This window comes from Eubacterium barkeri (genome assembly GCF_900107125.1).
GTDB lineage: Bacteria > Bacillota > Clostridia > Eubacteriales > Eubacteriaceae > Eubacterium_O > Eubacterium_O barkeri.
The window spans coordinates 23,387-40,179 of the sequence record NZ_FNOU01000024.1; the positions used below are offsets into that span (position 1 = coordinate 23,387).

Below are 16,793 nucleotides of genomic sequence, written 5' to 3' on the forward strand. Positions count from 1 at the left end.
TCCAAATAATTAAAAACTTACGATAATAACTTCTTTCCAGTTTAATTTCTCGACTTCGTTTTTAAATTCGTCATCGCTCATTTTTTCGATGGCATCACCGCCAATTGCGCCGCAAAGTGCGTCGTATCCATATTCATCGCCAAATAAATAGAAATAGTCATCAATGATTGTATATTTATCAACATATACGCTTGTTATATTCGCGAGACACGAGCAGCAGCCCTTTTCATAGTCATTTTCAAATAACACCTTTACTTCTAAATCTGGATTATCTTTTATTAATTTAACAAGCTTATTTTTCATTTTTATTATTCATCCTCTTTTCTTTACTTACCCACGGCTCAAACCTACATCCTGGTTTCCTAAGACGGCAGTACATAGTCTCGGCATCATTCTTGCGCTTATAGCTATGTTTGCATTCAAGGCATTTATATACCCATGCTTCATGACCATCCATCACTCAACCTCCAATCTAATCACAAACCCGCCATCCTGCCACTCAAGCTCCCATGGCCACGGCACCACATACACTGTGGATTTAGTCTCGACTGTCGGACGCTTTCCGGAGTAGCTCCAGATGGCCGCCACACCAAAGACCATTAGCAGCATGGCGATGATTAAGATTAGGCGTTTTGATTTAGTTGTCATACCGCTACACCAACAACTTTATTATTACAGTTCGCCATCACAAGTGCCCGGCTAAATGCCGGAGGAACAGCATTTCCACACCTCGCTACTTGTGTAGATTTACTCAATTTCTTACCGTTGATGTCGTGGTCGATGATATAATCCGGCGGAAAACCCTGAGCATTAAAGAGCTCCCGGGGAGTCAACATCCTCATACCGATATCAACAATGCAATAATCTATTCCATGGACCGTGACTAACCCAAACCGCTCTTTGCTTGTAATTGTACCCATCGGATTATTGGCGGGCTGTCCAATACCTTGTCCATAATACTTAATTAAATATGCAAGACAAAGACTATTGTGATCGACAGCGGTCACCGTACCTAACGGATCATCCATTTTGCTTCCAGCACCTGTATAGCCTCCACCGAAATATTTCTGGATAAATGCTGTCACCAATCCATATCGTGGATTGCTGTCAATGGTCATGATAGGCTCATCGATATTTTGACCTCTCACCTCATCTTTTTGTGTTTCAGTGTGATACTGAATAAGCGTTGGCATAATTAAACATTGCTCTGCTTTGCTTACAATCGTTCTAATCGGTTCGTTGCATCCATAGGACCGATCAGCAGTAAACCCAGTTTGCCCAATTGCGGTCATAAACGGTGTATGTTTTCCATCAACGATATACGGTTTTGGATTATCCATCACGAATTTTTTTAATCCCCTTGCTATTCGATTCATTGTATTTTGCGCTAAAGGCCTTACAGCCCTAATCCCGTATTTTTCTTTGATGTCTTCCGTTGTATCAAAAATAGATGGGCATGGCAAATTCCAGTTAATAATGGATGCCGCTGTTTTATACGGTTTTAATCCAGGTCCATGAGTCTTTTTTGGCCAGATAATTTCCTTACCATCTGAGCGAGCGACGAGGAAAAAACGTTTCCTCGTTGTCGGCGCTCCAAAATCACAAGCAACCAATTCTTGATAGTCTACCTTGTATCCTAGATTTTTCAATTGCTCAACAAAACTATGAAATGTTTCGCCCTTTCTTCCGTCGATGATATTTCCATCATCATCCAGCGGCCCCCACGTTTTAAATTCCTCGACATTTTCAAGGATAATTACTGATGGCCGTACCATCACAGCCCATCGTATTGCCACCCATGCCAAGCCTCTAATCTTTTTACTTTTGGGTTTCCCACCTTTTGCTTTTGAAAAATGCTTGCAGTCCGGAGAGAACCACGCTAAATCTACAGGCTGACCACCGCAAACTTTGACTGGGTCAATCTCCCAAACGTCCTCGGTATAATGCCTCGTTTTTGGGTGATTGACCATGTGCATGGCGGTGGCCTCCGGGTCATGATTGATGGCAATATCAATAGGTCGACCCATGGCCTGCTCAATACCGACCGATGCGCCACCGCCACCGGCAAAATTATCTACAATTAATCCCATTTCATATTACCTCCACAGTTAATTCACACATAATTCCACATTCTGGGAGTATCATTTTTTCGTTTCTTCCCCTCTTTGGGTCTAATTCATCCAGGAATACTGGACCGTTTTTGTCTTTCAGGATGGAAAATCCTAGTTTTCTTTCAATTTCTACCCTTGACTGGAATACGTCTGGAAAGTCTGTTCTTATTTTGTTCCAATATCCCATTCCTCCTTTGACACATCCGATGCAGTTGTTGTTTTTATAACCCAGTTCATACATGTACGGCCTTTTTATTCCTAGTCGCTTTGCCATGCCATGGGCTTCTTGTTTTGTTATGCCTGCTTCGATTAGTGGAAATTCGTGGTCATATTCTGGCATGTTTTCTTCTAACCGTTCTGCTCTTTCTTTTTCTGTTGCATCCAGTCCCCATACATATGTGTGTCGTCCTGGGTTGTTTCGCTCCCATTCTTTTCGCACTCTACGCTTTAGGATGTTCGTGCATGGTGCTCCATAGGGTGCTTTAATGTACCCTACTCCTTGGATTACGTTGTTTACGCTTTTGTACCGACTTTGTGTTATCAGTATTGGTTTCCCCAATACTTTTTCTGCGTCATGTACGAATCTTAAACTGTCTGGGTGCTGGTCGTTTATGTGGGTGTAAATTATTTCGTCCACATTTTTTGCTAAATATGCGGCGATAAAGCTGCTTACGCCTGCTGAAAACCATACTATCTTCAATTACTCCACCTGCTTTAGTCTGTATTTACAGTGCTAAGCAGGTAACGGGATCAGGCCTCCCATGCCAACGGGTTTCTAATCCGTCAACGCTGTTGTTCTCCCGTTTTATCCTTTAATTTCTCACCTTTTCGGGAATCCTTTTCGGATTGTTTGAATTCCTTTTGTGGGACTGCATCACCCACTCACCCTTGGAACCTCTATTCGAGGAGAAGTTTTTATATTTTTTAATCTGTCTTTTTTGTCTATTGTCATATTACCTCCAACATCCACCCAACTAATACCAACCCCCACAAGCACCAAGCACTCCCGGTCATCCAGACAGCAAACGCCACCGCCGCACATCCTGAAATGGCCGCCGTCGCCTGGGCGATGTGGCGCCATGATTTATCGGTCATTTGGATTCTCCACATACCGGACATTTTCAATAATGTAAAATTCTGGTTCGAGGTTGTTTTTCTTCAACCACTTCACAAACACTGCATTTAATTCTTTACCCAATTCTGTTATTTGCTCTTCCGTCATCTCGTCAATCCAATATTCCACGGCTTCTCCGACATAGTAGTATGCGTCATCTTTAACGCCAGAAATTACCCTGTCGACATCAATGCCATATTTTGTATATGGGACGCACTCGCCTATATATAGACCGTGTATATTTCCCATTGTAAGATAATCACTCGCTTCGCTAAAACACTCTCCAATAGATTCACATATCCTATTTTCCCATATTTCATTATCTTCATCTATTGACCATGTGTACTTCATTATTTCTCCTCATCTATAATAATTTGACGTGTTTTTAATCTGTAGGCCGATAATGGTTCTGCAAAGCAACAAAAACATGCATCGTTCATTATTCTTGAATTGCAATGATCGCTACATTTTCTTGTTTCTGGGTCCCACATTTTACAGTCCCTGCAATAACACTTTGCCGTTGGTGGCTTATCAAATCTATGTTTAATTTTGTATTCTCCGATTGCTTCACTAATTTTTTCTTTTATTATATACACAAGAAAATACAGAAAAAAACATATTACAACTGCCCATGCTGCAACACCTGATATTTGTATAAAATATATTAATCCCATCTACTCCTCCTCCAAAACATCAAATTCCATGTCTGGCCGCTCCGGCAGGTTTGCGATTTCACGGGCTAGGTTAGCGGCTTTTTGCCAATCACATTCTAAGCACCATAATTTATATAAACTTTCTAAGCAAGGTTTTTGACAACCAAAGTAATTACCCCAATCTATAGGGCAGCCATTCAAACATTTACAGTTCCCTAAGTTAAATAGGTATTCACAGCAATAACATTCAAGACTCGGGATATCTTCGATTTCAAAATTATAAAAATATTCACATTTTTCTACTTTAAATTTCAGCCGATCCGTCTCATCCGCAATCCAGTTCCACATCTTGCGGTGGCGGCGGACGGCCTCGGATTTAGTTGGTTCCATCGTCTACCCCCACGATTCTCGCAGACACCAGACAATCCATTAGATCGCTATATTCAAATTCAAACAAATCTCGTTCGCCATTATCTTTATAAAAATCAACAATCAATCCATCATCATCTTGAAAATGCTCCTCGGCAAAATCTTTGAATTCTTCATATAGATTTAATAATGGATTAACGTTTACCGTTTTAAACGGAACTTCCACATAACGCTTTGAATTTTCTGCGACAAACAATAATTCATATGTTATTGTCATGCTTGATTTACTATTCCATGGGACCTCACAATCGATTGTAGGCTTAAATTTAATATGGTCTGTGAATACATAAGGGACATAAAGAACGGTAACTCTTTCAATACAACCGTCATTTCTTATGTTCTTGTCAATTTCTATTAAATCCAAATTTTCTATGCAAGCATCAAGGATATCCGTATTGCCATTTTCTGTATCACTCTTAAAAAGTGACTTTTTATTTCCATTGGAATCAATACGTCCAATCCCATCCCCAAATGTCGGGGCGTTCCATTCCCAGGTCGGTACAAGTTCAAGTTCCTGATCTAATGGGATATTTTCAGGAATTCGTTGTGGACATACCACTTTATATTCATATTTGTTCATCATAAATCCTCACTTTTCACAAACACCCCGTCCCGCATCTCGCCGGTACGATCCTTGATTTCATCCCATGCCACCTGCAAGCACTCTTCCAATGTCAATCCCATCTGCTGGGCTAAAATGATGAGCGTCACCATCGTATCACCGATAGCATCTTTTACAGCGTCCTTATTCCCGCGGGCTAATCCTGCCGCAATCTCGCCGCACTCCTCAGCAACTTTGAGATATTGATCCCGTGGCTGGGCTTTATTCAATCCTTTGTCTCGAGCCCATTTCTCGACGTTGCAGATTAGACCATCCATGGTTTCAATGCGAGTGTTCCAGGATTTAATCGCCAATCCCCTCGTTTCACATTCCGTTGTTTTGCTATGGCATTTTTTACATTCGACTTGATGAAGATCCCAAGGGACTACACTATCAAAAATCGTATATAATTTAGCTTCACTTCCGCAAAACGAACAGGGTTTTAATTCACTCATCGTCCATACCTCCGATTCCACTTAAACACTTGCTCCGACCGCAAATCCCTGGCATCTGACCCTTTATGCTTCGCGGCCTTGACCGCATCATTATATTTTTTTAGCTTGCTGGCATAGTCCATATATGCTCTGCACTCCGCATGGCAGGTGATGGATCGCCTCAGGCAATCTGGTACACATGGCGGTTTTGGTTTACGCATGGCAACCACCACAATACTCACATGCTGGATGATCCGCATCGAGTGGAGGCACGAAAGCCTTTCGCATGATATCCCGACCCTGACAGACCTTTTTCCCATGGCATCCATCGCAGTAGCTGCTTAAAAACAGCTCGATCAAATCGTCAAAATCATCATCAATTAGCGTTACCTTGTGATAATCCACGCTCTTTTTAGGTACCGCAACCGCAGAATAGGTATCCGTCTTGTTAAGCATTGTCTTCAATGCCTTTTGGCTGAGACGACTCCCGACAAGATCGATATACTTAAGCATGCGTGTTTTTGTGTGCTTGAGTTGCGTGATTTCATCCTTTGTGGCATAGGATTTTCCGGAGATATACTCTTCGATGGCGCTCAATGCGCATCCCATTAGGATGATGTTGCCGCTTTCTGTTGCACTCAGGTAGTCTTTTTTCATATTTCCTCCATCATGTACCCATTTTTTGTACCCAGTGTACCCATTTCACTTTTCAAAACGGGTACAAAAAAAGTCAGTGTTTATGCGGGTTTGAGGCACCTTGTACCCGTTGTACCCGTTGTACCCAATTTTCACAACATAAGACTATATAGGGAGCTTCGATAACTTTTTTTGTTTTTAACACTCCTATATATATATGCTGTTGGAAATAGTGGGTACAACGGGTACAATGGGTACAGCACACCGCAAACCCGCTATTTTAAGCCATTCTTGTGTACCCGTTTTAGCTTTAAAAGTGGGTACATAATTTTAAAAAATGGGTACAAACTCAAATTTCGTCCGGAATTTCATCAAAATCATCAAGATTATCCTTCCATTCAATATCAAAAACTCGAATTGGCTTCCCACCAGGGATGATTCTTACTGATCGATAGTTCCTGTTTTTCTCATGTTTTATCAGTCCCTTCGCATCAGCCCATCTTGAAAAGGACTTTGGCGAGTATCCGGCATCGCGAATGATCCGTTCAAACGTGCTTTGAATGATATATACCCTGTTTTCCCGTTCCGAAATGCGCCCCCAGACCTCAGGGTAGGCACTAGAGCTCTCATCGGTCACGAAGCGACCCTGATTCTCCACTATTTTCCCGTACAAATATTCCAAGCACTTCTCATCCTCAGAGATGTCAGACTCTTTTTTAATAAATTTAGCCACATCTTCAGTTGTTAGAGCATTACTATCTTCAAAAATATACCCAGAAGCTAGTGTATCAGCCGTTAAAATGAGACTCATGGAAATGCACTGCTTTTGCAGTCGGTCCTTATCTTCCATGAGCATTTTTTCGTAATATCGTTGCATTTCTTTAACTTTATCAATTCCGGCATCCTTAATGGCATCAACAAACCGACGTCCGGCATGTCCATAATGGCCCTTGAAAAATTCCGCTGCTGCATGGCCGTCTGGAAAGATTTTGCTCATTTCTGTGGTCACCTCAATCACTCGGTTAATAGCCCCACCCTGGGCGGTATCGCTTATTATCGGGTGCTCCCCGGATGTCAGCGCGCAATTTGTCCAGTTGTTGGTGCGCCTAAGCCCAAGGCTTTGATTTGAGCGATCTTTTCCCGTGCCATTGCACAAAGTATAGACTAGCTCAGAAAAGTCGTCTTGCATCCGCTTTGACACTTTGGAGGTATCATCTAATATCATTGGCAGGTGGTTAAGCAAGTCTGCCCTGGCCTCGATGGCCACCGGAGTGGTCAGGAAATCCCCCATGTAGCCGCTGTCTTTATCTGGGTTGCCCCAAACCGAGGCGGCCAGCATGAGCGATACGGTTTTTCCACCCTCTGACAGGCCGTGCAGATTGACGATGAACGGCAACGCATTGCAGATACTGACCAGCACACTGGCGAATGATGCCGCCAACATGATGCGTGGCTCCAGACGGCCATCCTCCCGAATATTCTTGACGTAATCCACCCAATCGGCATACTCCCCAGAGCTTGAGACCGACTCGAACACATTTTTAAACTTCTCTTCGCCGTCAAATGTGATGTCATCATCGTAGGGAATAAACTTCAGCTCATCCTGGTATTTCATCCACCCCAGCTTCGTGGTGGAGACCTTCACCGGGATCCCGGAAGCGTTAAGGCCCTCAAGGTCCGATAGATACCGGACTAACGCCCGGGATGTTTCCGATGTGACTGACAGCCCAGCATTCGCCAGGCTGACAATCTTGCTATTGGAGGAGATAACGTCCTTATTCGGCGTGATTTCCTTCCAACGCCCGTTTCGCTTGAAAGCGATTCGGACCTTTTCTTCCCCCGTTTGGGCATTTTCAAAAAAATTGACGATAGTAATCGGATGATAACAAGCTAGGGTTTTCCCCTTCTCTGAGTAGGTATATACCCCATTTTTATCGGCAATCCAAACCCCGCTGTAGAGCATGGGGTATTTGTCGCCAAAGTTGGTCTTGTAGCCCTTTTTTTTGTTGTCATTTCCAGCGGATTCGGCGATTTCCTTTTGCTGTTTGTTATATTCCTTTTGGTGTGCTGTAAAAAGCCCTTTAAACTCCGTTAGGCATTTGTAGCCCCGGGCCAGCTCCTCCAGAAGGCTTTTTGTGCGGAAGCGCTCGACTTCATCATCCATATCGAAGAGCCAGTAAAATACGGCATCATTTAGGATGTTATCTTTATCAACTTCGCTGATATCAACGATTTTTAATTCTTCGGATTCAACATCCACTCCGTCACCACCTTCCCATGCTCTCTGCTTGATAGATTGCGCCATCCAGGTGATGGCATGCTTCCACGTACCGTTCATCAATCCCGTCCTCCGGGGTTTTCGGGGCAAACCTGATCTTGTTCGCATCCAGGCGCGCAACTTCCAGGCGTGCTGTCTCCCACGCCTGGACCCGATGGTCTTTCAATGCTTTTTGTATATTGCGTTCTTTTATCTTTTTTTGCCGCTTGCGGATATCCGAATAGGTCAGTGGCTTATCAATCTCCTGGCCCCACAGCCTAAATTTGCGGTTGATATCCGCCAGGGCATCCTCAAAGCTACACTCCAGGTACTGCTCAACAAAATTGACTAATCCGCCATTGGCCCCGCAGGTGAAACACTGCCATCCAAAGTCAGTGAAGCTGAAATTCTTGTCCGTCCCGTTGTGAATCGGGCATGGTATCCGCCGATGGCTGGCATTTCCGTCAAGCCCGTAGGCCGTCAGGATGTCCGCCATGGTCAGTTCAGCCTTGATCAAATCCGCTTGCTGTTTCGTTGTGAGCATCTTCGCCCACCTCCAATAGTTCTAGTATTCGCCTCCCGCTGTCGGCCGGAGTACAAAACTCAAAGCGTACGCCGTAGCGCTTAACCATGGTGTCTAAAGTCTTATAAAGCGTCTCTCCCGAAACCTTGCCACGCTTGTTTTTCCAGGCCTTTGCGTCCTCGATGCAGGTGGCCGTCTTGTCAATGATTAAAAAAACAAGCTCTGTCCCCATGTGCTTGGCCAGCATGATTTCCCGCTTGACTCTGTCCCTATCTTTACTGCAAAAGTTGCCAACCACCTCTTCAAAGCCTTTTTTTGTGTCCACCACCCGGGATGGCGGGGAGGAATAATCCCCCACCGCTAATTTTGACCGAGTCACTGACACATCGTTGAGCTCAAAGTATGCGTGGGCCGCATCATACTTGCCGACATGCTGTCTTGTGTCCTCTATAATTACTGCCATGGTTTAAAACGGCACGTCATCGCTCATATCACCGTCCGGCAATGCTGTAAACCCGCTCATCGGCTTGTTATATTCATTCACCTTTAATTCCGGGATTTTATAGTCGCCATTACGGATGGATTGGACGCTCAGCGTTAAAGCAACATTGATCCGTGTCTTTTCTTCGCCCTTCTGATTCCAATACTTTTCGTGGCCGATTACAAGGCCGATACGTTTATTCTCGAGCTCTAGGGGGTTGTTCGTAAATTCGTCCGCTTTGAAATTTTGGTTCGATTCCTCAATTGCCGTCAGCATCGATTTGAAGAAGCGCTGAGCACTCTGTTTATAGCTTTTAATAAATGTCCCTGGCCAAAAGTTTAATCCTGCTGCCTGGTTTGTGAAGTGGTCCGTGTATGGGCCTTCTACGACGTCAAATTCGATTCCCAAATATTCTTTACCTTCGTTGTCTTCCACTCTCAAAATCTGGCAAATATATCCTCCAGGGGGTAGTAATTCAAATGGCTTTGCGCCTTCAATATCTTTCCAATTTGTGTTTTTCATTTAAAATTCCTCCATAACTTTCAATACTTCGGCCATATCGTTCGGGATTTCCAGGGACTCAAAGGCCCCCATCGGTGTTTTGGCCGTACTGTTTTTAGCCTGTGTTTCAAAGACATACTCATGATTTTCAGCGTCCTTGCACCGGCTCATAAGCACTGTGCCAAACATGCTCTCTACGCAGACCTTATCCAGTTTCTTTCCGCTGGTCTTCATCCTGGTATACATATACCCCGACTCATCACGTTCGGTCTGTGTGTGGGCGGTAAACACTACCGTGATATCCTCCCTGAGCTGCTGAGCCATTGCGATGACCCCCCGGATGGAAAAAGCCAAGTCTAGCCATTTGTCGTAACCCTTCTCCTTCATCCGATTGAACTCATCATCCAGCATAATCCAATTGAGGGTGTCGACGATAATCACATGGATGTCCTCTCGTGTGTCCGAGATGCCTTTCAAAATCTGCATGATTTTATCCGAATCCGAGGTGGCACAATAGTTTTTATTTTCACTGTTATACTGCTTGCGCCATCCTCTCCAGGACAGCCCTTTTTTATCGCAGTCAATATAATATGTACCCTTCGGGTCAAGATTCCGCATTGATGTGGTTTTCCCGCTCCCGGAATCGCCCATTACCAAAATAATATTGCTCATGTTTACCTCACTTGTAAGCTTAAATTCTCAACCATTCGGGCCCCATCAATGATTTCCCCGTCCTCAAGCGCTACTTTAATTTCCGTTTTATTTGGCTCCTTCTTGATGCGTAAGAATCGTTCCTCAAGGGATGCCTCATCAAACACTTCAACGGATTTAGTGCTTCTAAAGCTAATGGTGTTTCTTGCCGTTTTAATCTTTTCCTTTCCTGCAAACAGCATCTCGTTCTTAAGGTATTCCTTAACATTCTCAAGCTTTTTATTGATTGATTTCTTGCGCTTGTCCAACGCCATCATTTCGGCCTTTACCGCATCCTCCTCTGCCTTTAGGGACTTAACCAGGCAGGCAACGTTGTCTGCTTTTTCCTCAAACGCCTCTTCAATATCATTCAAAGCAACAATGGTTTCTTCGGACTCAAGGTCTTCATTATCTAAAATTCTTTGGTACTCTTCTCTGATTTCGTAAAGTTTCACTATTTTTTTCCTTTCAGAAATTTCTATCCCTGCGGGCCTCTTCGATGGCCTCCCACCAATCCGTGGATGATGCTACGTCAATGCAACATTCGCAACCCACTACCTCGCCATCATATCGCCGGTAAATCGTGTAGCACGCCTCGCCGCAAACCGGGCAAAGCGGAAGCTCAGTCGGTGCGCATCGCGGGTACCCCGTAGCTAGTGCGGCTGTAATATCAGGATGCTCAATCATATTCTTCATCCGTTTCCTGTCTGAGTTCAAAGAACTCTACCCCGTCGACGTCAAAATAAGCTTCTCTGTTATAAAATGAATCTTCCCGATCTCTTTCCTTCAGTTCTTCACAAAAAAAGTCAGCCAGAACTTCGATCCCATGTGAGACGTGCACAGTAAAGTCAGAAGCTAGTCCAATAATACGCACATCATCTAAATCTATTGCATTAAGAGATCGTGCTTCTTTTGAGCAGTCGATGAGTCGCTGCGTTAACGCTTTCAATTCACAGTTCATTTTTTAGTATCCTTTCGATTCTCTCTCGCTTCAGTTCGCCGTGCCCAGCATTGTCCGGGCAGCATCAGCTTGCCATCAAGCGCACCACAGCGGTTCATCTGATTTCTGGTGTAGTTGAGGCACTGTACATCAGTGCACCGGAGTTCCGTGTATTTGTCTGACATTAGAGCGCCCTCCCGCAATTCCAGCAAAACTTATGTCTTCCTGATATAGCCTTCGATCCGCAAACAGGGCAAGATTGATAGTTGATGCCAACTGTCAAAAGAGATTCCAGTGACGCATATGTATCAATCATCGTTGAGATAGCCTCCAGCGCAATGCGGTCATCCCGCCGCCGGAACCCATCTGAGATATCCCCGTCTTTTTTGGACATCTTGACCCTGCCTGCAAAAGCATCCCGGGCCATCTTGTAATCATCGAGTGTGTATTCCATCAGTGACCCGCCACCTTTCCTTTGGGGATAAAATGCTTCTCCCGGTTAACCATAAGCACCTTCGGCACTAACCGTTTGCGATACCGCTGCACATCTTCCATCCGTTCTACACCAGATCGGCAATCAATGACAACCCCGTTCTGGTCGTCCTGGATGATACGGCCTTTCTTATTCTTCATTTTCATCCTTTCTTGCCAAAACCACCAAAAGGCGGTATAATGACTTTAATCTAATTCCGTTGCACCTTCGGGAGTCCTATGTCCCGGGGTGCTTTTTTAATCATGCTCAATGATGATGATTTCATCCAAATCAACACAAAGGCCATTAGCGATTTTTATCGCTGTTGCAGGCCGACAGCTCTTCCCGTTAAAAATCGCAGAAATGGTTACCCTCGATATCCCGATTTTTTCAGAAAGTTCTGACTGGTTAAGTCCAGCTTTTCCAAGTGCAATCTGAAGCTTTGATTTAATAAATCTCACGTACCCACATCCTTTCTTAATGCGTTGCATCCTCCCATACCCACACCCCACCGGGTGCCATCAATACCATCAGCCACTCCCCGCCCATCGCCGGGGCCGACCGGGTCCACATGACCGCCAGGGCGATGAGGAGAGCGGTGGCTGTGGCTAAAATATACTTTTTCACTACTTCCCTCCAATCAGTGCTCGACTCAGGTCTTCGCCAGTGATATTGGTCATCCGGCAATATAGTGGCAAGATCGGCACTCGCCCAAACCCGCTCTCATTGTTGCCATTTCTGGATACCTGTCTTCCGCCAACGGCATAAGGGTTTGTCCCTCGATACGCCGCTGTTCTAAAGCATTCCTTGTCCATCCCGATGAGCTTTGCCCCTGTATTGAGATCGATGCTGTGCTTTCCATTTGCAACGGCATCATTGACCGTAGAGACGAGTTCGTCATACAAAGCAAGTATGCTTTCGGGTATGTAAATTGATTTTTCTTCCATTACTACACCTCCTTTCTGAGTTTTAAGGAATCATATCAATCCGATTAAACCGTACTGTGTCTTTTTAAGACACTAATTTTGTAAAAAAAATTTCATCAACCTCTACAGCTGTCAGGTTATACTTTTTTTTAATCTTAGAGATTTCTGACTGCGTAAATTCCGAACCGTGCGTTTCGTTGATTTTTGCGGAAAATGTGGTTCGACTGATTCCAATGTATTTAGCCAAAGCCATTCCAGTATCGCCGTGCAAACGCATCGTAGATTCAAGCCGATTCTTATTCATGATGCACCTCCTTTTTATTGTGTCTTTTTAAGACACTTACAGTATAAACCAATCTTTAATTATTGTCAACGCAAATGTTTATTTTTAAGACACTTTTTTAAAAATATCTTGCAAATTCTGCCAAGATGTAGTAAAATTAAGACACTAACAGGAGGTGATTGTCTTGGAAATGAGTGACTTGATAAAATCAGAACGAACAAGGTTGGATATGACGCAACAAGACCTTGCCGATCGACTTGGGTTAAAAAAATCGGCTATTGCCAAATATGAGAATGGACGCGTTGAAAATTTAAAACGTTCTACCATTGAAAAAATGGCAAAGATTTTTAATTGCAGTCCAGCTTATCTCATGGGATGGACGGACAACGTAAAGCCAATGAAAACTCTATCTCAAGAATCATTTATATCTATTGATATTCTGGGGTCAGTCCCAGCAGGAACACCGATAGAAGCGATTGAAGATATCGTTGGGCAAGTAAGGATCCCTGAAAATTGGACGGACGATGGAAGTGAATACCGAGCACTAAGAGTGCGTGGCGATAGTATGTATCCCATGTACATCGAAGGCGATACTGTCATCATTAGAATACAGCCAGATTGCAATAATAGACAAGATGCCGTTGTATTTGTTAATGGATATGATGCAACACTAAAAAAAGTTATTAAAAATCATGATGGCACCATCACGCTTCAGGCGATCAATCCAGAATGGCAAAGCAAGACATATGGCCCGGACGATGATGAAATAAGAATTTGGGGCGTAGTCGTTAAATTAGAAAGAGATTTTTAGTGAAGTAGCCGCACTACAAGCACATGGTGCGGCTAATACTCAAGTATAAGTTTAAAAATAGCGGATTGCTAGATTTAATAAATAAAGTCTGCGGACGTAAAAAGAAAGGGAAGTATTATGAACCAAAGATTGACAGTGAAAGGTAACCTTGATGATTGGATGGAAAACAGCGTCACAGCTCTAGAAGGCTTAGGATTTACAGAAATAAGGAAGTTCGCAGATGGGATAACGACAAAAGCAAATGGAGCTACACTTTCGATTCGTTTTAGCAAAAGCGATGATAAGATAAATCTTGAATTAAGTGGAAGCGACAATTTAGTGCAGACCTACAGGGATGCAGTTACTAAAGTATTTAACGGCAAACCGGTTGAGAGAACTAGCATCGAAGAGAATAGTTCTGGGCCAAATAACGAATCAGAAAAAATTGAATTCATCGCAACATCACGCGTATACAACAAGTTCGAGGTGGACGAAAATCACAAGTTGTGGTTGGTGCGTGTCGCATCTAACGGGAAATTAATCCAGTCAATCTATCATTACGACGATATTGTTAGTTACGAGCTGATGGAGGACGGAGAATCTGTTGTATCTGGTGGAGTTGGTAGGGCTGTAGCCGGAGGTATTCTTTTCGGCGGAGTTGGCGCCATTGTTGGAGGTGTAACGGGAAAGAAAAAGCAAAAGGATTTTTGCAGGGCACTTCAAATAAAAGTGACTGTTCGAGACTTAAACAAACCAGTTGTTTATATACCGTTTATCAGCGGTAAGACTAAAAAGAGCAGCTCCAAATATAAAGAAGCAATTAATCAAGCTCAACGCTGTCTGTCCCTGATTGAGATAATTTGCAAAGAAGCTGATTCACCGCAATATCAATCCGAAGAAAAGGTACCAATAAAAAATGTACAAGTTGGCAAATCCCAAGTTAACGCAAGCAATAAATCAAGTGTGTGCACTTCGGATGTTGCGATTTCAGATGTAAAGTGGTACAAAAAAACATGGTTTACAGTAGTAATGCTAATCTTCTTTTGGCCTGTTGGCTTAGTATTGATGTGGGCTAACAAGAAATTCAACATGGTAGCACGCGTTATTATCAGCGTTATTTGTGGATTTATTCTTATCGGAATGATAACGAATCCTACTTCGACAAAGACAACAACCACTACTTCGTCAACTACGCAAACAACGGCATCACAACCAAGTGCAACAGCAGCACCGACCCCAACTCCAGAACCAACGCCTGAGATTACCACCTCACAGAAAAATGCGTTGCGATCAGCAAAAAGTTATTTGGGATATACTGCATTTTCATATTCTGGGTTAATCAGCCAATTAGAGTATGAAAAATATTCTTCAGAAGATGCTACATATGCAGCAGATAACTGCGGCGCTGACTGGAATGAACAAGCAGCAAAGGCAGCCAAACAATATCTTGATTACACTTCTTTTTCCAGAGAGGGGCTAATCGATCAATTATTGTATGAAGGCTATACTGAAGAACAAGCAGAATACGGAGTTAATTCTGTCGGATTATAAATAAAAAACGCCGCCCTAGTGCTACCAACACTAAGACGGCTTGACATACCGGGACCAGGATGGTCACAATACGCCTTATACAAGCATAATTGTACCATCCTCCCCGGGTTTTTACAATAACCCCGGGTATTTTTATGCCCAAAATTAAGCAGGAGGTACACACATGGCAAAAAAGAAGGTAAGGAAAGAACGTAAAGTGACCGTTGGGGTGGATCCAATCACAGGGACATCAATTCGGAAGAGCTTTTATGGCTACACCCCGGCAGAGATTGACCGAAAAGTCCAAGAATATTACAGCAACATTGGAAAGGCCGAAATACTCAAAGAGGATTTTTGCGATTACGCTGAAAAATGGATGGAAACCTACAAGCGCGATGTGGTGTCTGACATCACCTACAGACAGACTTATCTGAGGTGCCTGAAGGTATTCCAAGAATATTTTCACGGCCGGCGGATATCCGACATCACTCAGGGTGATATCCAGATGTTTTTTGTCAAAAAGAAGGACCGGGACCAGTGGGACGGCAAGAAGTACAAATATATCCTGGATAATATTTTTAAATCCGCAATAAGGGAAGGCCTTGCCACTTCATCCCCTGTGTATGACATCACCATCTTTAGTAAGGAATCGAAGCAGAAACGGTCTTACAGCCTTGAAGATTATGAGAACCTCCTGGACTATGCCAAACAACATCCAGACGGCCTAGGGTCATTTTTGGCTTTAAAAACGGGTATGCGCCGTGGTGAGTTGTGCGGACTCATGTGGGATGACATCGACGCCGATAATCTAATCATCTATGTCAATCGCTCCGTCACCTTTGTGGATCACCGGGCGACCATCAACCCGAAGGGCAAGACTAAAAATGCGGTCAGGCCAATCCCGGTCGACCAGGAAACCATTGACCATTTATCCACAATCGAGAAGGTGGACGATTATATCCTGGGATGCGGGCACAATATCCCCGTTGACCCCCATAATTATGCCAGCCGGGCCTATACCCGATTTATGGACGATGCAACAGCAAAATTAGGCATTGAACGCCTCACAATGCACGAATTGCGACATACCTATGGGACAATCCTCTACAAATCGGGGACCGGACTAGATGCCATTGCCAAGGTGATGGGCCACGCCAGTATCGAGACAACCCGCCGGATATACGTCCACGAGGACATTGAGGACATCCGCAGCAGAATACAGCTGCCAATACTAAAACAGTAAAATCATGCTATTTTTTTACGACAAAAGTACGACAAAACGACCAAAAACGGCCGAAAAATACCGTCACACACAAACAGCGGTGTAATAATCACGGACACTAAAAAACCAGCCATAAACCGGCTGGTTTCCTTTATTTATGCGGTTTCCCGCAACTTTTCCAGTGGAGCCTTTGAGCGGAT

Annotated in this window: 28 protein-coding genes; 3 read left to right on the forward strand and 25 right to left on the reverse strand. The window is 43.8% G+C overall.

Annotation, left to right across the window (positions count from 1 at the left end):
* Positions 1 to 9: 9 nt before the first annotated feature.
* From BLU30_RS12060 to BLU30_RS12165, 25 genes are all read right to left on the reverse strand, one after another.
* A complete protein-coding gene (locus BLU30_RS12060) occupies positions 10 to 303 on the reverse strand; it encodes a hypothetical protein (protein ID WP_090246722.1) in 294 nt (97 codons plus the stop codon).
* A 153-nt stretch (positions 304 to 456) separates the two neighbouring features.
* Positions 457 to 648: a hypothetical protein gene (locus BLU30_RS12065; protein ID WP_090246724.1), complete on the reverse strand. Its 192-nt coding sequence runs from the start codon at positions 646 to 648 to the stop codon at positions 457 to 459.
* Complete coding sequence (locus tag BLU30_RS12070) at positions 645 to 2,090, reverse strand: DNA cytosine methyltransferase (protein ID WP_090246727.1); 1,446 nt, start codon at positions 2,088 to 2,090, stop codon at positions 645 to 647. Before BLU30_RS12070 ends, BLU30_RS12065 begins: the two co-directional genes overlap by 4 nt.
* A gap of 1 nt (position 2,091) precedes the next feature.
* Complete coding sequence (locus BLU30_RS12075; RefSeq protein ID WP_090246729.1) at positions 2,092 to 2,811, reverse strand: phosphoadenosine phosphosulfate reductase; 720 nt, start codon at positions 2,809 to 2,811, stop codon at positions 2,092 to 2,094.
* A gap of 248 nt (positions 2,812 to 3,059) precedes the next feature.
* A complete protein-coding gene (locus BLU30_RS14280) occupies positions 3,060 to 3,206 on the reverse strand; it encodes a hypothetical protein (RefSeq protein ID WP_176770930.1) in 147 nt (48 codons plus the stop codon).
* Complete coding sequence (locus tag BLU30_RS12080) at positions 3,196 to 3,576, reverse strand: hypothetical protein (RefSeq protein WP_090246730.1); 381 nt, start codon at positions 3,574 to 3,576, stop codon at positions 3,196 to 3,198. Before BLU30_RS12080 ends, BLU30_RS14280 begins: the two co-directional genes overlap by 11 nt.
* Positions 3,576 to 3,899 carry a hypothetical protein gene (locus BLU30_RS12085; RefSeq protein WP_090246732.1) on the reverse strand — a complete coding sequence of 108 codons (324 nt, stop codon included), beginning with the start codon at positions 3,897 to 3,899 and terminating at the stop codon, positions 3,576 to 3,578. Before BLU30_RS12085 ends, BLU30_RS12080 begins: the two co-directional genes overlap by 1 nt.
* Entirely contained in the window at positions 3,900 to 4,268 is a 369-nt protein-coding gene (locus BLU30_RS12090; RefSeq protein ID WP_090246733.1) for a hypothetical protein, read from the reverse strand.
* Positions 4,255 to 4,890 carry a hypothetical protein gene (locus BLU30_RS12095; protein WP_143024243.1) on the reverse strand — a complete coding sequence of 212 codons (636 nt, stop codon included), beginning with the start codon at positions 4,888 to 4,890 and terminating at the stop codon, positions 4,255 to 4,257. Before BLU30_RS12095 ends, BLU30_RS12090 begins: the two co-directional genes overlap by 14 nt.
* Positions 4,887 to 5,363 (reverse strand): Lar family restriction alleviation protein, encoded by a 477-nt coding sequence (locus BLU30_RS12100; protein WP_090246736.1) that lies wholly within the window; start codon positions 5,361 to 5,363, stop codon positions 4,887 to 4,889. Before BLU30_RS12100 ends, BLU30_RS12095 begins: the two co-directional genes overlap by 4 nt.
* A 192-nt stretch (positions 5,364 to 5,555) precedes the next feature.
* Positions 5,556 to 5,999 (reverse strand): DUF5651 domain-containing protein, encoded by a 444-nt coding sequence (locus tag BLU30_RS12105; protein WP_090246738.1) that lies wholly within the window; start codon positions 5,997 to 5,999, stop codon positions 5,556 to 5,558.
* 328 nt (positions 6,000 to 6,327) lie between these two features.
* Entirely contained in the window at positions 6,328 to 8,316 is a 1,989-nt protein-coding gene (locus BLU30_RS12110) for a DUF927 domain-containing protein (protein ID WP_176770931.1), read from the reverse strand.
* Positions 8,243 to 8,779, reverse strand: coding sequence for a CHC2 zinc finger domain-containing protein (locus BLU30_RS12115; protein WP_090246742.1), 537 nt, complete (start codon positions 8,777 to 8,779; stop codon positions 8,243 to 8,245). Before BLU30_RS12115 ends, BLU30_RS12110 begins: the two co-directional genes overlap by 74 nt.
* The gene (locus BLU30_RS12120) at positions 8,739 to 9,221 is read right to left on the reverse strand and encodes a hypothetical protein (protein ID WP_090246745.1); all 483 of its coding nucleotides are present in this window, start codon (positions 9,219 to 9,221) and stop codon (positions 8,739 to 8,741) included. Before BLU30_RS12120 ends, BLU30_RS12115 begins: the two co-directional genes overlap by 41 nt.
* Before the next feature lie 3 nt (positions 9,222 to 9,224).
* Entirely contained in the window at positions 9,225 to 9,761 is a 537-nt protein-coding gene (locus BLU30_RS12125) for a hypothetical protein (RefSeq protein WP_090246747.1), read from the reverse strand.
* On the reverse strand, positions 9,762 to 10,412 hold the full coding sequence (locus tag BLU30_RS12130) for an AAA family ATPase (RefSeq protein ID WP_090246750.1): 651 nt from the start codon (positions 10,410 to 10,412) through the stop codon (positions 9,762 to 9,764).
* Between the two features lie 2 nt (positions 10,413 to 10,414).
* Positions 10,415 to 10,885, reverse strand: coding sequence for a siphovirus Gp157 family protein (locus tag BLU30_RS12135; protein ID WP_176770932.1), 471 nt, complete (start codon positions 10,883 to 10,885; stop codon positions 10,415 to 10,417).
* Between the two features lie 224 nt (positions 10,886 to 11,109).
* The gene (locus tag BLU30_RS12140) at positions 11,110 to 11,391 is read right to left on the reverse strand and encodes a hypothetical protein (RefSeq protein ID WP_090246753.1); all 282 of its coding nucleotides are present in this window, start codon (positions 11,389 to 11,391) and stop codon (positions 11,110 to 11,112) included.
* Positions 11,388 to 11,555, reverse strand: a complete 168-nt coding sequence (locus tag BLU30_RS14285) for a hypothetical protein (protein ID WP_176770933.1) — start codon at positions 11,553 to 11,555, stop codon at positions 11,388 to 11,390. Before BLU30_RS14285 ends, BLU30_RS12140 begins: the two co-directional genes overlap by 4 nt.
* Positions 11,555 to 11,824 (reverse strand): hypothetical protein, encoded by a 270-nt coding sequence (locus tag BLU30_RS12145; protein WP_090246755.1) that lies wholly within the window; start codon positions 11,822 to 11,824, stop codon positions 11,555 to 11,557. Before BLU30_RS12145 ends, BLU30_RS14285 begins: the two co-directional genes overlap by 1 nt.
* A complete protein-coding gene (locus BLU30_RS12150) occupies positions 11,824 to 12,003 on the reverse strand; it encodes a hypothetical protein (RefSeq protein WP_090246757.1) in 180 nt (59 codons plus the stop codon). Before BLU30_RS12150 ends, BLU30_RS12145 begins: the two co-directional genes overlap by 1 nt.
* A 96-nt stretch (positions 12,004 to 12,099) precedes the next feature.
* Positions 12,100 to 12,303, reverse strand: a complete 204-nt coding sequence (locus BLU30_RS12155) for a helix-turn-helix transcriptional regulator (protein ID WP_176770934.1) — start codon at positions 12,301 to 12,303, stop codon at positions 12,100 to 12,102.
* A gap of 16 nt (positions 12,304 to 12,319) precedes the next feature.
* On the reverse strand, positions 12,320 to 12,469 hold the full coding sequence (locus BLU30_RS14290; protein WP_176770935.1) for a hypothetical protein: 150 nt from the start codon (positions 12,467 to 12,469) through the stop codon (positions 12,320 to 12,322).
* Complete coding sequence (locus BLU30_RS12160; RefSeq protein ID WP_090246761.1) at positions 12,469 to 12,789, reverse strand: hypothetical protein; 321 nt, start codon at positions 12,787 to 12,789, stop codon at positions 12,469 to 12,471. Before BLU30_RS12160 ends, BLU30_RS14290 begins: the two co-directional genes overlap by 1 nt.
* 64 nt (positions 12,790 to 12,853) lie before the next feature.
* Positions 12,854 to 13,072 (reverse strand): XRE family transcriptional regulator, encoded by a 219-nt coding sequence (locus BLU30_RS12165; protein ID WP_090246763.1) that lies wholly within the window; start codon positions 13,070 to 13,072, stop codon positions 12,854 to 12,856.
* A 169-nt stretch (positions 13,073 to 13,241) separates the two neighbouring features.
* Between BLU30_RS12165 and BLU30_RS12170 the strand changes: the two genes are divergently transcribed.
* The 3 genes from BLU30_RS12170 (at position 13,242) to BLU30_RS12180 (ending at position 16,614) form a co-directional block, all read left to right on the forward strand.
* The gene (locus tag BLU30_RS12170; RefSeq protein WP_242873582.1) at positions 13,242 to 13,862 is read left to right on the forward strand and encodes a LexA family protein; all 621 of its coding nucleotides are present in this window, start codon (positions 13,242 to 13,244) and stop codon (positions 13,860 to 13,862) included.
* A gap of 117 nt (positions 13,863 to 13,979) precedes the next feature.
* Positions 13,980 to 15,392, forward strand: a complete 1,413-nt coding sequence (locus BLU30_RS14555) for an Ltp family lipoprotein (RefSeq protein WP_242873581.1) — start codon at positions 13,980 to 13,982, stop codon at positions 15,390 to 15,392.
* Between the two features lie 163 nt (positions 15,393 to 15,555).
* On the forward strand, positions 15,556 to 16,614 hold the full coding sequence (locus BLU30_RS12180; protein ID WP_090246765.1) for a tyrosine-type recombinase/integrase: 1,059 nt from the start codon (positions 15,556 to 15,558) through the stop codon (positions 16,612 to 16,614).
* Positions 16,615 to 16,793 lie beyond the last annotated feature (179 nt).

Bases quoted from the DNA above. Each gene is read 5' to 3' on its own strand.
- BLU30_RS12140 (WP_090246753.1), bottom strand. From the start codon at position 11,391: ATGAACTGTGAATTGAAAGCGTTAACGCAGCGACTCATCGACTGCTCA.
- BLU30_RS12090 (WP_090246733.1), bottom strand. From the start codon at position 4,268: ATGGAACCAACTAAATCCGAGGCCGTCCGCCGCCACCGCAAGATGTGG.
- BLU30_RS12145 (WP_090246755.1), bottom strand. From the start codon at position 11,824: ATGGAATACACACTCGATGATTACAAGATGGCCCGGGATGCTTTTGCA.
- BLU30_RS14285 (WP_176770933.1), bottom strand. From the start codon at position 11,555: ATGTCAGACAAATACACGGAACTCCGGTGCACTGATGTACAGTGCCTC.
- BLU30_RS12115 (WP_090246742.1), bottom strand. From the start codon at position 8,779: ATGCTCACAACGAAACAGCAAGCGGATTTGATCAAGGCTGAACTGACC.
- BLU30_RS12080 (WP_090246730.1), bottom strand. From the start codon at position 3,576: ATGAAGTACACATGGTCAATAGATGAAGATAATGAAATATGGGAAAAT.
- BLU30_RS14555 (WP_242873581.1), top strand. From the start codon at position 13,980: ATGAACCAAAGATTGACAGTGAAAGGTAACCTTGATGATTGGATGGAA.
- BLU30_RS12065 (WP_090246724.1), bottom strand. From the start codon at position 648: ATGACAACTAAATCAAAACGCCTAATCTTAATCATCGCCATGCTGCTA.
- BLU30_RS12070 (WP_090246727.1), bottom strand. From the start codon at position 2,090: ATGGGATTAATTGTAGATAATTTTGCCGGTGGCGGTGGCGCATCGGTC.
- BLU30_RS12160 (WP_090246761.1), bottom strand. From the start codon at position 12,789: ATGGAAGAAAAATCAATTTACATACCCGAAAGCATACTTGCTTTGTAT.
- BLU30_RS12120 (WP_090246745.1), bottom strand. From the start codon at position 9,221: ATGGCAGTAATTATAGAGGACACAAGACAGCATGTCGGCAAGTATGAT.
- BLU30_RS12105 (WP_090246738.1), bottom strand. From the start codon at position 5,999: ATGAAAAAAGACTACCTGAGTGCAACAGAAAGCGGCAACATCATCCTA.
- BLU30_RS12165 (WP_090246763.1), bottom strand. From the start codon at position 13,072: ATGAATAAGAATCGGCTTGAATCTACGATGCGTTTGCACGGCGATACT.
- BLU30_RS12085 (WP_090246732.1), bottom strand. From the start codon at position 3,899: ATGGGATTAATATATTTTATACAAATATCAGGTGTTGCAGCATGGGCA.
- BLU30_RS12060 (WP_090246722.1), bottom strand. From the start codon at position 303: ATGAAAAATAAGCTTGTTAAATTAATAAAAGATAATCCAGATTTAGAA.
- BLU30_RS12130 (WP_090246750.1), bottom strand. From the start codon at position 10,412: ATGAGCAATATTATTTTGGTAATGGGCGATTCCGGGAGCGGGAAAACC.
- BLU30_RS12180 (WP_090246765.1), top strand. From the start codon at position 15,556: ATGGCAAAAAAGAAGGTAAGGAAAGAACGTAAAGTGACCGTTGGGGTG.
- BLU30_RS14280 (WP_176770930.1), bottom strand. From the start codon at position 3,206: ATGACCGATAAATCATGGCGCCACATCGCCCAGGCGACGGCGGCCATT.
- BLU30_RS12110 (WP_176770931.1), bottom strand. From the start codon at position 8,316: ATGAACGGTACGTGGAAGCATGCCATCACCTGGATGGCGCAATCTATC.
- BLU30_RS12125 (WP_090246747.1), bottom strand. From the start codon at position 9,761: ATGAAAAACACAAATTGGAAAGATATTGAAGGCGCAAAGCCATTTGAA.
- BLU30_RS12095 (WP_143024243.1), bottom strand. From the start codon at position 4,890: ATGATGAACAAATATGAATATAAAGTGGTATGTCCACAACGAATTCCT.
- BLU30_RS12150 (WP_090246757.1), bottom strand. From the start codon at position 12,003: ATGAAGAATAAGAAAGGCCGTATCATCCAGGACGACCAGAACGGGGTT.
- BLU30_RS12170 (WP_242873582.1), top strand. From the start codon at position 13,242: ATGAGTGACTTGATAAAATCAGAACGAACAAGGTTGGATATGACGCAA.
- BLU30_RS12100 (WP_090246736.1), bottom strand. From the start codon at position 5,363: ATGAGTGAATTAAAACCCTGTTCGTTTTGCGGAAGTGAAGCTAAATTA.